The following is a 14659-nucleotide window of genomic DNA, read 5'->3' as shown; positions in this document are numbered from 1 at the left end:
CAGGTCATGCCTTCGACAGGGGGACACAGTCATGCCGGGCCCGGAAGCCAGCGACCCCGTTGCGGAGCCGCGGAAAACATAACGGGGGCCGGGGCGCGGGCTGGTCGAGCCCGTGTGCGGTCGGCCGGGCGGACCCCGGGTCGCCGGGGTGTGCCACGCCTTCCAGGGAACCTCTCATTCCGGCGCGCAGCGAGTTACGGATGAGGGGTGTACCGGCGGTACTTCGCTCCGGCGACGCCCGGGTGGGGCCGGTGCGAGGCTGGGGCGATGTTCGTTCAGCTTCTCGCGGCCACCGGTGTGCTCGCCGTCCTGACCATGGTTCCCGGCCCGGACATGGCCGTGGTGACCAAGCGATCCATCGCCGCCGGGTGGCGGGACGGCCTGCGTACGGTCGGGGGCATCACCGCGGGGCTGCTCGTGTGGGGCGTGCTGACCGTGGTCGGCCTGGCGGCGGTCCTCGCGGCGTCCACCACGGCGTACACGGTCGTCAAGCTCGCCGGCGCCCTCTACCTCGGGTTCCTGGGCATCCAGGCGCTGCTGCAGAGCCGGCGGAGCCGTTCGGCGGGTTCGGCGACGGACTCTCCGTCCTCGTCCTCGTCCGGCAATCCGTGGCGCACCGGGCTGGTCAGCAACGTCTTCAATCCGAAGATCGCGGTCTTCTACACCGGCCTGTTGCCCACCCTCGCGCCGTCCGGCGTCTCGCCGCACCTCGGGATGGTTGTGCTGGTCCTGATCCACGCGGCCCTGACGCTCGTCTGGCTCGGCAGCTACGTGCTGGTGCTCGCCAAGGCCCGGGCGTTCTTCGAGAGGCCTGCCGTGAGGCGCGGCATGGATCGCGTCACCGGGGTCGTCCTGATCGGTTTCGGGGTCAAGGTCGCCACCTCGCACCCCTGAGGCGCGGCCTGTCCGATCGGTATCGGGCGATGGTCCGGTCCTGCGGTCAGGTGACCTTCCAGGCCGCCTCGATCATCAAGAAGATCTCGTCCACCGCGGCCTCCGGCTCAGCCGCTTCGCGGGCCACCGCATAGGCGTCGATCACGAACCTCGCGATGGCCCTGCAGGCCGTCGTGGTCCGTGCCAGGCCGGGATCGGCGGCGATGGCCGCTGCCAGCGATTCCGCGTGGCGCAGCCTCATCGAGTCCTCGTACTCCCGCAGCGCGGGCGAGCCCTCGATCATGCGCCACATCGGGGCGGAGCCCGGCGCCGTGCAGTGCTGCACCAGGGCCAGGATCTCGCGGCGCAGCGCGGGCATGAGCGGGTCGTGCGGCTCCCGGTCGGTGACCGCGCGCGTGAGGCGGTGCTCGAAGTCCTCGTCCTGCTCGAACACCAGGGCCTCTTTCGAGGCGAAGTGGGAGAAGAGCGTGGTGACGGCCACGTCGGCCTCGGCGGCCACGTCACGGATGCCCACCGCGTCGTACCCGCGCTCCATGAAGAGCCGCAGGGCGGCGTCAGCGATCTTCTGACGGGTCGCTGCCTTCTTGCGCTCGCGGCGTCCGGACGGCTCGGTCATGGCCTGACGCTATCAAATACAAAGCCGTAATGGCTCGCGAAAGCTAACCGTTCCAAAACCCTAACCGTTAGTGCTACGGTCTGCCGCATGAAGAAAGTGAGCTTCGCCGAGTTCGGCGGTCCCGAGGTCCTGCAACTCCTGGATGCCGAGGAGCCCCACGCGGGCCCCGGCCAGATACGCATCGCCGTACGGGCGGCGGGGGTGAACCCCGTCGACTGGAGGATTCGCGAAGGCCAGATCCTGGGGGCGCACCCGACCGTGTTGCCCTCCGGGGTCGGGCTGGACGCCGCGGGAGTGGTGGACGAGGTCGGCGAGGGCGTCGAAGGGGTCGCGGCCGGCGACCACGTGTTCGGCGAGGGATCGAGCACGTACGCCGAGTTCGCGGTCCTGTCGGCCTGGGCCCGCATGCCCGAGGGCCTGACCTTCGAGGAAGCGGCCGGCTACCCCTCCGTCGTGGAGACCGCGCTGCGCGTCATCCACGAGGTCGGCGTGCGGCCCGGGCAGACGCTGCTGGTCAGTGGCGCGTCCGGGGGAGTCGGATCGGCGGTCCTGCAGATCGCCCGCGACCGCGGCATCACGGTGATCGGCACGGCCGGGGCAGCGAACCAGGACTATCTACGTGGCCTGAGTGCGCACGCCACGACGTACGGGGACGGCTGGGTCGAGCGGGTGCGGGAGCTCGGCCAGGTCGACGCGGCCCTCGACCTGGCGGGCTCCGGCGTGCTCCGGGAACTCGTCGAGTTGACCGGGGACCCGAGCAAGGTGATCTCCATCGCGGATCTCGGTGCGCCCGACTTCGGTGTCCGCTTCTCCGGCGTGGCAGGCAGCGTGCCGGACGCGCTGGCCGAAGCCGCCGCCCTCATCGCGGGAAACAAGCTGCACATCCCGGTCGAGAAGTCGTACACGCTCGCCGACGCCGCGGCGGCGCACATCGACAGCCGTGCGGGTCACTCGCGGGGCCGACGGGTCATCGTGATCTGACCCTCCGACCCCTCCGACCCCTCCGACCCTCTGGCCCGGCAACGTACGGCATCTCTCAGCCGCCAGGCCTCACCGCGAGGTGACGGTCAACGCCGTCAGGGAACCCCCGGAGCGGGCGGTCACACGCAGCGCGACATAGCGTGCGGTGCGGTCGACGCGCAGAGTGCCGCGCGACGACATCCGGGCGGAGCCGTCGTACGTGCGGCCGTCCAGGCTGAACTCCACCTGAGAGGACGCGGCGTGGCCTCCGCGCCACCGGGTGCGGATCTCGCTGATGTGCTGCTCGCTGCCGAGGTCGACGACCATGCGGTCGTCCTGCCCGGCCTGCCACGCGGTGGTCTCGTCGCCGTCCACGGCGGCCCGCGGGTCCGTCATGCCGGGCGGCAGCGGCGACGTCGGGAAGGTGTTGCGGCCCAGCGCCAGGTCGGAGCTGGGGTAGGGCGTGGCGCGGGGCACGGTGACAGTGGTCGCGCGGCCGGCGCGTACCGTGGCGCCGACCCTTCTGCCCTGCGCCGAGACCGTGACCCGGCAGGCGGGACCGCTCAGCCGCACGGTGCCGCCGTCGACGACCTCGGCCCGCAGGCCCACGGGCAGGCGGTGCGCGGACAGGGTGATGCGCGGTGGCGCCAACACGGCTGAGGCAGCCGGGAGTTCGATGCGCAAGGCCGAGGCGGACGCTGTAAGGGTCTGCGTTCCCTCGTAGAGCCGGACCTCCCGGGACGAGGGGCCGCGAGGGATCGTCACCGTCGTGGTCACGGCCTCGGCGGAGAGGTTGAAGAGGCTCAGGTGGTGCTCGGTGAGGGCGGCCTTGACGCTCCGGGAGTCCGTCGAGGGCGTCTTGCGGGCAGCTGCCGCGCGCAGTTCGTCGGTCGTCGCGCCGGGGAGCCCTTCGATCAGCAGACTCTCGGCCGGGCCGTCCGAAAGGACGACCGTGTCGCCGTACACCGCGATCGGATGGGCCCCGCCGCGCACGACGAGACCGGCGCGACCGTCGATGTCCAGCCACTGCCCGCGGCTGGTCAGATCCGGTCGCGGCCAGGAGACCAGGTCACTCCACTCCTGCCCGTCGGCCGACCCCTGGAGCCGGTAGGCGCGCCCCGCCGCGGCCTCCCAGCGCAGCGTCACGCGGTCCACGGACCGGGCGGCACCGAGGTCGACGGCGATCCAGCTGTCGGCCCGCGGCCGGTCCGCGCGCGACACCGCCCAGCGGCTCGAACCGTTGCCGTCGATCGTGAGGGCGGGCTCTCTGCCCGGCTCGAAGGAGGAGGCGGACGCCTTCGCCCCACCATCGCGGGCCAGGTCGTCGCCCGAGGCGCCGTCACGTATCTCGAAGGCGTACAGCGAGTAGCCGTACGACGGATCGGGGCGCACCCCCAGCATGCGCAGGTGCCGGAACTGGCCGCGCGGGAAGCTGAGTTCGTCGGTACGCGCCCCCGCCGGCGACTGGTCCCCGGTCTTCGCCTTGACGGTGGTACTTCCCTCGGCGGTGCGATAGGTACGGCTGCCGTCAAGACCCGGTACGCCGTCCATGGACAGGTTGCGTACCTCCAGGTGGCCCTCGCCGTCCGCCGTTCCGGACGTCGCGTAGACCACGGCGCCCGACGGCAGCGTGGTGAACCCCGCGAAGCCGTGCTCCAGGGTCAGCAGGCTCGCGCTTCCGTCGAAGCCGTCCCGCGGCCGCGTATACGTGAGCGCGGACCGCTCGACGACCTTCGCCCGCGTGCTCGGCAGGAACATCGGCGTCGGACCGCTGAGCGCGAACAGCCAGTCGTCGTGCGCCGGTTGCCAGGCGAACTTCACGAAGCCCGGCTTGGTGACGGCGCCGGCCCAGGCGCCGGGGGACTGGTGGGAGACGAGGCCGGGGCCCACGCCGTGGTCGGTGACGCCACTGGCCTGCTCGAAGAGCTCGCCCTGGGAAAGGGGGCGGACGCGTCGCTGCCCGGACCGGTCACGCCACTCGTGCAGGAGGTAGCTGATCGCCAGCTCGGCACGCGCCTCCGGCTCGTACTTGGGCTCGCCGGAGAACTTCGCGATGCGGTACTGCGGCGGATACTGCTGATACCCCTCAAGACGTTCGGCGAGCGCGCGCTCGCAGGCGGCCGCGGCCCGGTCGCCGACGACCTGGGCCAGGAAGGCGAGGGGAATGATGTCGCGGCCGTAGAGGTGCTCGCGGTCCGCGACCATCGGCATCAGGGGCTCGCCCGCGTCACTCATCACGCCGAGCAACGTGCGCCACAACGGGGCCGCGTTGGGCTGGGCGGTCAGCACGTCGGGCAGGGGCTGACCCGCCGCGAGGAAGTGGGCGGAGTTGCGGCCGGACGTGCGCCAGAGCTCTTCCTGGTAGTGCGGGCCGAAGGACCCGTGGTTCTCGACGATGAAGGTGTCGTACAGGTTCTGCGCGGTGTTCTCGCTGACGGCGACGCCGTCCACCCGGGCGGGGTTCGCGAGGTCGGCCGCGGGCAGCCCTGCCTCGTTGCGGCTCCACCGGCCGAAGGCGGCGCGCCAGGCGTCCTGCCGCCGGTCGTCGCGCGCCCAGGCCAGGGCCGGGGCCAGCGCCTGGGCGTAGATGCCCATCTCCTCGAGTTTGGTGTCGCCCTTGAAGCCGCCGGTGAGCCCGTGCGGAGACCATTCGCCGGAGTCGGGGTCGTCGTCCGTGCCCAACGCCTCGGTGTACTGGGCCTGTTCGCGGACGATGGTGTCGACGTTCCGCCGCGTCGCCTCGTCGAGGTCGGCCCAGAGCAGCCGCGCCGCCAGCACGAAGTAGGACTGGAAGGTGGTGTCGAAGAAGAGCTTGCGGCCCCACTGGGTGCCGCCCGTCAGCCGGTTCGAGGCCGCGAAGTGCTTGAGCGTGGCGAGCGTACGCGTGCGCAGCGTGTCCCTGGAGACACCGGCGCGCTCGGCGTCGTAGACGCCGCGGGTCAGCAGCACCGCGTTGCCGAGCACGACGGCGAAGCCGAAGTCCTTGTTGGTGTAGTGACCTTGGGCGGCGTCCCACTGGGTCTCCGACCAGCGCGTGTGGGAGAGCAGGACACGGTAGTACGTGTCCGCGACGACGTCCGCCTCTGCCTTCGTCTCTGCCCGCGCCTCCGCGGCAGCCGCTGCCGGACCCGTGCCGAGGGCGAGCGGGAAAGCCGCCACGGCACCGGACACCCCGAGCAGCTGCAGAGCTTGACGGCGTGTGGTTCCCCAGGCGTGCTGCGGCATCGTGCGCGACCTTCCCGTCGACAACGTTGTCAGAGTGCGATCATTGTTCGGGGGCCTCGCGGGCACGTCAAGGGTTCTGCTGCATGGTCCTCAGCAACCGAAAGCCTCAGGAACCGAGAGCCTCAGGAACCGAGGAGTTCAGGCTGCGGTCCTCAGGAACCGAGCGGCGGGGAATCGGTCGGCGCTCCGTCCGAGCGGGGTGAGGGCTTGGGCGGCCACGTCGGGCGGTGCGCGGGCGGCAGGGTCAACAGGGCCTGGCCCACCGTGAGGTAGCGGGGGAAGATCTCCGTGCTGCCGGTCGCCGTCAGGAGTTCGGCGAGATGCCGCCCCGCTCCGGCCAGGAGCAACTGCCCCTCGCGGCGCCGCAGCAGCCACCGCACCCCGAGCAGGCAGTTGAGCCCGCGGGAATCGCAGAACACCAGGGCCGTCACATCGAGCACGAGATGTCGATGACCCGCCATCACGGAGGCGCCGAGGGTGCGCAAGAAGAACTTCTCGCCGCTCCGGTCGAGTTCACCGCTCACACGCAGCACGGCACACTCTTCGCACCGGGCGAGCTCGTGGATGATGAGGCGATGGGTCTGCGTCGACATCGCGCCTCCCTGTGGTCGTCGCGGAAGCCCGTGTGCATGCCGGCACGCAATCTGCCTCGGTCCCGAGCGGCACGCAGTCTGCCTCGTTCCCGAGTCCCCCGTCCCTCCCTCTCTACGCCTGGCTGCCCGCCTCATTGGCCTGCCGGACCAGGTCCCAGCAGGGCGAGCACAGGTCGAGTACACGGTCGTCCACGGGGGAGTGGACGATGACGGCGCAGTTCGCGGGGCGGCCGCAGGCCAGGCAGGGGTGGTGTTCGTCGCGGGCGCGGTGCAGCAGGATCTCGTCGGGGGAGCCGGGCGGCGCGGCGGCGAGCAGGGTCGGCTCGGCGGCGATCAGGTGGAGCAGGCCGGTGGCGGCGTCGGTGTTCACGGCTGTGCCTTCCGGGCCGTGTCGAGTACGTGGTGAGAGGGGTCGTCCTCGGGCCGGATCAGTCCGGGCATCCTGGCGTACCGGGAGCAGAATTCGACCGGCTCGTCGAAGTTGAGCGCCGTCACGGCATCCGCTCCCGGCAGAGGTGTGGCCGGTCCGATGACGAAAGGGTGGCGGGTGACGTCGTCCACCTGCGTGATCGACTCCACCAGGGAGAACGCCGGGGGCCCGGGGCCGTCGGCGAGTGTTCCCTCCACCATCCACTGCGCGCGCAGCTCGACGACTCCCGGCTCCGGGCATCTCCAGACAAGGCGAGTGACACACAGCGCGTCGAAGGTGAACCACGTGCTCCAGCCCCGGCCGTCGCCGAGCAGGCCGAGTTCAGAGGCTTCCATGACGCCGTAGGAGAACGGGAGGCTGCTCCAGTGGCCGACAAGGGAGCCGTCGAGATTCATGCACGCATCTTCGCGCAGCGGCTTTCGGGTCAGCCGAGAGGGTTGTCCGTGTCGCGCAGGGCGGTCAGGGCGGGCGCGTACATACGGGTCTTGATGGTGCCGAGCGTGGGGCCGGCCTTGCCGACCAGGGCGTGAGCCATCTCCACGGCGGTCCGGCGTACGGCGTCCTCCTCCACCGCCCGGTCGACCAGCGCGGCGGCCAGGGCGTCGTGGCCGCCGTAGCGTCGGGCGGTCGTCATGGCCTCGTGCGCGGTCTGCGGGGTCAGCCTGGCCTGGATGAGCGCGGACATGCCCGGGGTGAAGGGGATGTTGATGTCGGCCTCCGGCAGGCACCAGAAGCCACGGTCGGCGCGCATCACGCGGAAGTCGTGGGCCAGGGAGAGCATCGCCCCGGCCGCGAAGGTGTGCCCCTGCAGCGCGGCCACGGTGACGACCGGCAGGGACAGCACCCGCGCCAGCAGGTCCTGGACGCTGGTGACGTAGTCCTGGCGCTGGTCGGCGTGGGCGAGGAGCCAGTCCAGGTCGAGGCCGTTGGAGAAGAACTTGCCCGTCGCGGCGGTCACCAGGGCGCGGGGCCCGTCCGCCTTCTCCACCTCGTCGAGCGCCGCATTGACGGAGGCGAGCCAGTCGGGGTGGAAGCGGTTCTCGCCGTCTCCGAGGTCGAGGATGAAGACGTCGTCCTGGCGGTTGAGTGTGGGCATGATCGCTTTTTGGGGTTGATGGGGCCGACAAGCACCGCTTGTGAGGCGGCGAAGAGGGGGCCGCGAACCGGGCGACCGCCGATACTGATCGGTAACTTATGGGGCATGGCATAGAACATTCAAGGGGTCGCACCGTTCGCGCGGCCTCGACGCCGATGACCGATTCCGGGCGGCCGGAAGTGAGGGGGCAGCGCTCATGGCGCTCACCAGCTGGGGCTTCATCTACACCGCGGCAGGCAGCGATGCGAAGGGCGACGTGAACGTCGTCGACACGGGGCAGTGCCGCACGGTGTTGGTGGGCGTGGCCAAGCCGGAGGAGGGCATCGCGGCGGCGCGTCGCCTGGTCGACGAAGGGGTTCAGTTGATCGAACTCTGCGGTGGATTCGGGCCCGTGTGGGCCGGCCGCATCATCGAGGCGATCGACGGCGCGGTGCCGGTGGGTGTCGTCGGCTACGGGCCCGAAGCGGTCGACCAGGTCCACGCGATCTTCTCCTGAGTACGTGAGCCGGGGGTGGGGCGGTCTTGGCCGCTCCTCCGCCCCCCGCCTCGCGTCCCGCGCGCCACCTGTCCGTAGGCGCCCGGATGATAAAATCGTCGGCGTTCGTGTGTTCCGGATCGAGGATGCAGGGAGTTGGGGTTGATGACCGCGCTCGAGGCCACCGCCGTGCGCGCCGCCCGAACCGCTCTCACGTCCCGGGCCGTGGCCTGATCTCAGCCGGATTCGCCCCGCCGGGAGCGTGAGCTCGAGGGGCGCCCGCCCACACGAACCCACCATGAAATGGATCTTCTTCCATCATGCGCAACAACGTGAGCAACACCTGGATCACGCGCGCCGAGACCAGCGCCGACATCCCCGCCGTTCGCGCCGTCATCGTCGCCGCGTTCGACACCCCGGCGGAAGCCGACCTCGTGGACGCGCTGCGTGCCGACCCCGCGTGGATCGACGGACTGTCCGTCGTGACCACCGACCAGGACGGCAAGCTGGTCGGCCACGCGCTCCTGACCCGCTGTCACATCGGGGACACCCCGGCGCTGTGCCTGGCCCCCGTCGCCGTACTCCCCGAGTACCAGAAGACCGGTGCCGGTTCCGCCGCGATCCGAGCCGCGCTCGACGTGGCCACGGACCGGCGCGAGCGCTTCGTCACCGTCCTCGGGCACCCGGCGTACTACCCGCGCTTCGGCTTCACCCGGGCCTCGACGCACGGCATCGGCATCAGCATCGACGTCCCGGACGAGGCCATGATGGCCCTCGCCCTCGACGCCGGTCACCCGCTGCCCGGCGGCATGGTCCGCTACGCCGCGCCGTTCGGCATCTAGCACCTGACCGGAACCGGCCGCGCCGGGCCCCGCGCGGTCCCGGCACGGCCGCGGCACGGTTCCGGCAGCTCCGAAAGTCCGTTGCGGTCCCGCTCCCGGGCATCGGAGAGTGGCTCCATGACCACTTCCGCCACCCTCCCTCCCGGCGTGACCGTCCGCCCCGCGACGTTCGATGACGCGGCGGCGGTGTGCGCGCTGCTCCATGAGATCGACCTGCTGGAGATCGGCCGTGCCGACGCCGAACTCTCCGAGGTCGAGGCCGACTTGAAGCACCCGGAAGTCGACCTGGAGCACGACTCCTGGCTGCTGTTCGACGACGGCAGGCTGGTCGCGTACGGCCTGCTGTGGGATGAGTCGGGCGGCGAACACATCGACACGGAGTACTTCACGCTGCCCGGCCGGCCCCAGGCCTCCCAGCATCTGCTCGAGCTGATGGAGGCGCGCGCCGCCGAGCGGGCCGCAGCCAACGGAGCCGACCGGGCGGTGGTGCGCCTGCACCTCAACATCGCCCCCACGGTGGACCTGCGCGCGCTGCGCGGACGAGGCTGGACGCCGGTCCGGCGCTACAACTCGATGGTCCGCCCCCTGTCCAAGGACACGGTCCAGGTGCCCGAGCCGCCGCCCGGTGTGACCCTGCGTCCGTGCCTGGCCGATGCGGACCGCAGGCGCGCCCACGCACTGGTGCAGGAAAGCTTCACCGACCACTTCGACTTCCACCCGCGCACATACGAGCAGTGGCTCGACGACATCGACGCCGAGCGCGCCGACTGGGCCCTTGTCTGGATCGCCCACGTCGAGGGCCTGGGTGACGCGGCGGTGCTGCGCACGCGCAACGACCGCACGGCGATGGCCTGGATCGGCCACATCGGCGTGCTGCGCCAGGCCCGCGGCCACGGCCTGGGCAGCTACCTCCTGCGGCATGCCTTCGGCCATTACGCGGCGCTGGGGCGTGAGCGGATCGGCCTCGGCGTGGACACCGACAACAGCAGCGGCGCGCTGGCCCTGTACGAGCGCCACGGCATGACCCGCGACTTCGCCCTCCAGGCCTGGGAGTTGATCCGCCCCAGCCAGCGCTGAGCCCCCCCGGGTCGCCCAGAGGCTGCCCCTGGACGTCTACACGGCGGCCGGGAACGTGAACCGTACGTCGGTGAGTTGCTCCGAGACCTCCCACAGGCGCCGCCCGGTCTCCTCGTCCGCCGCCACGGGGGCCAGCTGCACCCGGGTCGGCGCGCCGCGCAGCTCGGCCAGGCCGCCGGGGCCGATGAACTGGCCGCTCTCCACGCCCGGTTCGGTCGCCGCGTACAGCTGGGGCAGCGCGCCGTCGGCCGGACGCTGGGCGAACAGAGGGTTGCCGATGCGCCCGAGCACCACCCGCCACAGACCGGTCGGCGTACCCATCTGGAGGTTGGTGGCGGTGTAGCCGGGGTGGGCGAGCACGCTGCGCACCGGGCTGCGGGACGCGGCGAGGCGGCGGTGGAGTTCCTTGCCGAAGACGGCGTTGGCGAGCTTCGACTGGTTGTAGTTGCCCATGGGCTTGTAGCCGCGCTCGCCGTGCAGGTCGTCGAAGCGGAGGCGCGCCTGGCGGTGGTTGATCGAACTCACCGTCACCACGCGGGGGTCACTCCCGGCGGTCAGCTGGCCGAGGAGCAGGCCGGTGAGCGCGAAGTGGCCGAGGTGGTTGCAGGCGAACTGCAGCTCGTGGCCCTGCTTGCTGAGCGTACGTGGCGGCGCCATCACCCCCGCGTTGTTGATGAGCACGTCGAGGCGTGGATGGTCGGCGCGCAGTCCGTCGGCGAAGCCGCGGACCGAGTCGAGATCGGCCAGGTCGAGGCGGCGTATCTCCAGGCTCGCAGCCGGGTGTGCGGCGGTGATCTCCGCGACTGCCCGGCGGCCCTTCTCCTCGTCGCGCACCGCGAGGATCACGTGCCCGCCCCGCCGGGCGAGGGCCCGGGTGGTCGCCAGGCCGAGGCCGCTGTTGGCCCCGGTGACGACGAAGACCCGCTTGCTCTGGTCGGGGATCTGGTCGGCTGTCCAGCGCTGTTGCTGCGTCATGCGGCACATGTTGTCGCTCGTGGCACTCAGTGTCAAGAGTGATTCTGAGTGTCATAGAAGGCATGGCGTGTACCATGGACCGGTGAGTTCCCGCCCCGAAGTGACCATGGCCGAGCGCAAACGACAGCTCGTCTCGAACGAGTTGACCGAAGCGGCGCTGCAACTCCTCGCGCGAAAGGGGTTCGACGCGGTCACCATCGACGAGATCGTGACCACCGCGGGGGTCTCCCGGCGGACGTTCTTCCGGTACTTCGCGTCCAAGGAGGACGTGGTCGTCCAGTTCCTGGCCGACATGGGTGTCGGCATTCACGCGGAGCTCGCTGCTCGCCCCGCCGACGAACCGCCTTCGGTGGCGCTGCGGTACGCGGTGTGGGTTCCGCTGGCCGCCTGCGGTGATCACTCCGAGCGGGTCCTGCCCGTGGTGCGGCTGATCCTGCGTACGCCGGCGCTGCGCGCACGCTTCCTGGAGCACCAGGCGCAGTGGGGCGACGACCTGACGGGAGAGGTGGCGCGCCGTGTGGGGCGCGACGCGGGCGCGGACCTGTACCCGCGGCTGGCCGCGAGCATGGCGCTGTCCGCCTTCGACGCCGTGCTGCGGCGCTGGAGCGACAGCGACGGCGTCGAGGACCCGGCCGAACTGACCGACCGGGCCTTCGCGATCATCGCCCCGGCGCTGGACGCCCCCGAGGTTCAGGGCCCGGGGCCGGAGGGGCGGTGACGTTCGCGTCTCCTGGAAGCTGGCATCATCGAGGGATGTCTGACTTGATCATCGCCGCCTGTGACGGAGCCGCGAAGAAGAATCCCGGGCCCGCCGCCTGGGCCTGGGTGGTCGCCGACGCCGACGAGCGCCCGCAGCGGTGGGAGGCGGGGCCGCTCGGCGACACGACCAACAACGTGGCCGAACTGACCGCGCTGGCCGAGCTGTTGGAGTCCACGGACCCGGCCGTGCCGCTGGAGGTCCGCATGGACAGCCAGTACGCGATGAACGCCGTCACCAAGTGGATCGCGTCCTGGAAGCGCAACGGCTGGCTGACCGCCGCGAAGAAGCCGGTCGCCAACAAGGACCTCGTCGTGCGCATCGACGCACTCCTGCAGGGCCGCGCGGTCACCTTCCGGCACGTCGCGGCCCATCAGGCGGACGGCGACCACCTCAACGCGATCGCCGACGTCGCGGCCAGCGACGCCGCCACGACGCAGCAGCCCGCGGGAACCGTCCACGGAGCGGTCACGATCCCGGAACCGCGGGCCGAGCGCATGACGGCCTCGCCCGCCACCCGGCCGCGCAAGAGCACCGGCGCGGGCAAGAGCTCCGGCGCGAAGGCGGGCAAGGGCGGCGCGGGCGGCGTCATCAAGGCCAAGTTCCCCGGCCGCTGCCACTGCCAGAAGCCCTACGCCGCCGGTGAGAAGATCGCGAAGAACGCGCACGGCTGGGGCCACGTGGAGTGCCGGGAGTCCTGAGGCCCTCAGCGGGCGGTTGCGTGCCGTGGGCGCGGACGGCCGGCCGGGCGGCCGAAACGCCCGGCCCGAACCGTCGGCCGACGACGGCCGTGTGGCCGCCCAGGTCGGCGAGCCCGTCGCCGGCCCCCGCGAGGCGCGAGGACCGTCGCCGTCATCACGCCGCCAGTCGCCAACCGCTGCCGCCGGCGCGGCCGCGACGGTGGACGCGGGCCATCGTGGCACCGTCCCGGCAGCCGGACGCGTCGCTCGTCAGGACGGATCGTCAGGACGGATCGTCGGGCACGGCGCCGAGGAGGTCGCGCACGACGGGCCCGGCCGACGCGCCGCCCGTGACGCCCTTCTCGACGACGCAGGCCACGGCGACATTGCCGCGGTACGCGACGAACCACCCGTTGTTGGGGGCGTCGTCGGAGACCTCGGCCGTGCCCGTCTTCGCCCCCACATCGCCGGGCAGGTCGGCAAGCACGGAGGCCGTGCCGTCGGTGACCGTGGTGCGCATCAACTCGCGCAGCTGCGTGACGACTTCGCGCGGCAGCGGGGTGGTCCTCGTGGTGTCCTTGGCGCCGTCCGTCAGGGTGGGCTGGTGGAAGGTGCCGGACACAGCCGTCGCGGTGACGGACGCCATGATCAGCGGGTTGGCCTGCACCCTGCCCTGACCGATCATCGAGGCGGCCTTCTCGGTCTGATCCCGTGGGGCCGGGACCGACCCGTCGTACGAGGGGATGCCGACGCCCCACTTCTGCCCGACCCCGAAGTACTTTCCGGCGACAGCGCCCAGCTCCTCGTCACCGACCTTGTCGCGCAGGCTGATGAAGGCGGTGTTGCACGAGGTGGTGAAGTCCTTGCGGAAGGTGGCACCCCGGTGTTCGGAGGTCTCCACGTTCTGGAACCGCTTGCCGACGGTGAGGTACTTGGGGCAGTCCACCACGTCGTCGGGTGCGACCGCGTCCTTGAGGAGCAGGGCACTGGTGGTGACGATCTTCCAGGTGGAGCCCGGCGCGTAGGTGCCCGAGACGGCGCGATTGAACCCGGACGAGGGAGAGTTGGCGACGGCCAGGATCTCACCGTCGTCGATCCGCAGGGCGACGAGCGCGGCGTCCTTGCCGTCGGCCCCGTCGGCGAGGGCCTTCTCCGCGGCGGCCTGCCACGTGGCGTCGAGAGTGGTGGACACGGGCCGGTCGGCGGGACGGTCGGACTTCTCGCCGAAGGAGGCCTCCGTGCCCTTGACCTCGCCGGAGGCCCGGTCGACGAGCCGCACCGCGCCGCGCGGACCCCTGCCGGCACCCCCGGCGATCTGGGGGAGGAGCGGGCCGAGGGAGGGGTGTGTCGTGGCCGACAGGGCGTTTCCGTCCCGGTCGTTGATCTCGGGCCCGGCGGTGTCCTCCCGCTCCAGACGGAACTTCGCCGTGCTGCTCAGCTTCGGGTGCACGAGGGACAGCGCCCACTCCACCTTCCAGGTGCCGTCGTCCTGCTTGCGCAGGGGCAGGGCGGAGTCGTAGCGCCAGGTGCCGAGGCCGGTGACGGGCATCTTCGCGGTGAAGGCCACGGTCACGGTGCCGTCCTCACCGGCCGTGGCCGCACCCGGGGTCAGGTCCGGCTCACTGATGTCGAGCCCGGCGGTGAAACTGTTCAGGACGCGCTCCGCCTGCTCGGGGCGCGAGGTCAACGCCGCCGCCCGCGCCATGCGGCCCGCCTCCCAGTCGGCGAGGAACGCATGCGCCTGCCTGGTCGCCTCCGGGTCGGGTATCGCGGGCCCCGGGTCGAAGGGGCCGAGCTCCGCGGCGTACCCGATGCCCGCGGCCAGCGCGAGCGTCAGGCCCGCCACGACCACCACGCGGGTGGTCTTCCCGGCGGGACCGCGGCGGGGGCCGGAGGGTCTGCGGCCGTGGTCGGCGAGGGGTGCGATATCCGTCATCGAGGGCTCCTTGTCAGGGCTTTCCGCTGCGGGCGGCAGTGCGTTCGGAAGAGGGCGGGGAGGGGGACAAGGCCGGGGCGGCGGTTCGCGCGGACTGCCGCCG

At 71.6% G+C, this 14659-nt stretch carries 15 protein-coding genes; 7 read left to right on the top strand and 8 right to left on the bottom strand.

The window, feature by feature from the left end:
- Nucleotides 1-267 precede the first annotated feature (267 nt).
- Nucleotides 268-894, top strand: a complete 627-nt coding sequence (locus AB0M70_RS35100) for a LysE family translocator (RefSeq protein ID WP_365826631.1) — start codon at nt 268-270, stop codon at nt 892-894.
- A 46-nt stretch (nt 895-940) separates the two neighbouring features.
- On the opposite strand, the gene AB0M70_RS35095 is transcribed toward AB0M70_RS35100, so the two are convergent.
- Nucleotides 941-1510, bottom strand: coding sequence for a helix-turn-helix domain-containing protein (locus AB0M70_RS35095; protein ID WP_365826629.1), 570 nt, complete (start codon nt 1508-1510; stop codon nt 941-943).
- A gap of 87 nt (nt 1511-1597) precedes the next feature.
- Between AB0M70_RS35095 and AB0M70_RS35090 the strand changes: the two genes are divergently transcribed.
- Nucleotides 1598-2491: an NADP-dependent oxidoreductase gene (locus AB0M70_RS35090; RefSeq protein WP_365826627.1), complete on the top strand. Its 894-nt coding sequence runs from the start codon at nt 1598-1600 to the stop codon at nt 2489-2491.
- Between the two features lie 69 nt (nt 2492-2560).
- Here AB0M70_RS35090 and AB0M70_RS35085 read toward each other — a convergent pair whose 3' ends face one another.
- From AB0M70_RS35085 to AB0M70_RS35065, 5 genes are all read right to left on the bottom strand, one after another.
- Nucleotides 2561-5695, bottom strand: coding sequence for a discoidin domain-containing protein (locus tag AB0M70_RS35085; protein ID WP_365826625.1), 3135 nt, complete (start codon nt 5693-5695; stop codon nt 2561-2563).
- A gap of 152 nt (nt 5696-5847) precedes the next feature.
- On the bottom strand, nt 5848-6288 hold the full coding sequence (locus AB0M70_RS35080; RefSeq protein ID WP_365826623.1) for an STAS domain-containing protein: 441 nt from the start codon (nt 6286-6288) through the stop codon (nt 5848-5850).
- A 112-nt stretch (nt 6289-6400) separates the two neighbouring features.
- Nucleotides 6401-6658 carry a hypothetical protein gene (locus tag AB0M70_RS35075; RefSeq protein ID WP_365826621.1) on the bottom strand — a complete coding sequence of 86 codons (258 nt, stop codon included), beginning with the start codon at nt 6656-6658 and terminating at the stop codon, nt 6401-6403.
- Nucleotides 6655-7113: a hypothetical protein gene (locus tag AB0M70_RS35070; RefSeq protein WP_365826619.1), complete on the bottom strand. Its 459-nt coding sequence runs from the start codon at nt 7111-7113 to the stop codon at nt 6655-6657. The genes AB0M70_RS35075 and AB0M70_RS35070 overlap by 4 nt, the downstream gene beginning before the upstream one ends.
- Nucleotides 7114-7142: 29 nt before the next feature.
- Nucleotides 7143-7814, bottom strand: coding sequence for an enoyl-CoA hydratase-related protein (locus AB0M70_RS35065; protein ID WP_365826617.1), 672 nt, complete (start codon nt 7812-7814; stop codon nt 7143-7145).
- A gap of 196 nt (nt 7815-8010) precedes the next feature.
- Between AB0M70_RS35065 and AB0M70_RS35060 the strand changes: the two genes are divergently transcribed.
- The 3 genes from AB0M70_RS35060 (at nt 8011) to AB0M70_RS35050 (ending at nt 10208) form a co-directional block, all read left to right on the top strand.
- Entirely contained in the window at nt 8011-8310 is a 300-nt protein-coding gene (locus AB0M70_RS35060; RefSeq protein ID WP_363206917.1) for a DUF6506 family protein, read from the top strand.
- Between the two features lie 299 nt (nt 8311-8609).
- Entirely contained in the window at nt 8610-9131 is a 522-nt protein-coding gene (locus AB0M70_RS35055) for an N-acetyltransferase (protein WP_365826614.1), read from the top strand.
- A 117-nt stretch (nt 9132-9248) separates the two neighbouring features.
- Nucleotides 9249-10208 (top strand): GNAT family N-acetyltransferase, encoded by a 960-nt coding sequence (locus AB0M70_RS35050; protein WP_365826612.1) that lies wholly within the window; start codon nt 9249-9251, stop codon nt 10206-10208.
- Nucleotides 10209-10244: 36 nt separating this feature from the next.
- Here AB0M70_RS35050 and AB0M70_RS35045 read toward each other — a convergent pair whose 3' ends face one another.
- A complete protein-coding gene (locus AB0M70_RS35045; RefSeq protein ID WP_365826610.1) occupies nt 10245-11183 on the bottom strand; it encodes an oxidoreductase in 939 nt (312 codons plus the stop codon).
- 106 nt (nt 11184-11289) lie between these two features.
- On the opposite strand from AB0M70_RS35045, the gene AB0M70_RS35040 reads away from it, so the two are divergent.
- A complete protein-coding gene (locus AB0M70_RS35040; protein WP_365826654.1) occupies nt 11290-11901 on the top strand; it encodes a TetR family transcriptional regulator in 612 nt (203 codons plus the stop codon).
- Nucleotides 11902-11936: 35 nt separating this feature from the next.
- Nucleotides 11937-12641 carry a ribonuclease H gene (locus tag AB0M70_RS35035; protein ID WP_365826608.1) on the top strand — a complete coding sequence of 235 codons (705 nt, stop codon included), beginning with the start codon at nt 11937-11939 and terminating at the stop codon, nt 12639-12641.
- Nucleotides 12642-12903: 262 nt separating this feature from the next.
- Here the strand turns inward: AB0M70_RS35035 and AB0M70_RS35030 are convergent, their stop codons facing one another.
- Nucleotides 12904-14556, bottom strand: a complete 1653-nt coding sequence (locus AB0M70_RS35030) for a penicillin-binding transpeptidase domain-containing protein (RefSeq protein ID WP_365826606.1) — start codon at nt 14554-14556, stop codon at nt 12904-12906.
- Between the last annotated feature and the right edge of the window lie 103 nt (nt 14557-14659).

This window comes from Streptomyces sp. NPDC051214 (assembly GCF_040682375.1).
Classification (GTDB): Bacteria; Actinomycetota; Actinomycetes; order Streptomycetales; family Streptomycetaceae; genus Streptomyces.
This window is presented reverse-complemented; position numbering and strand designations above follow the sequence as displayed.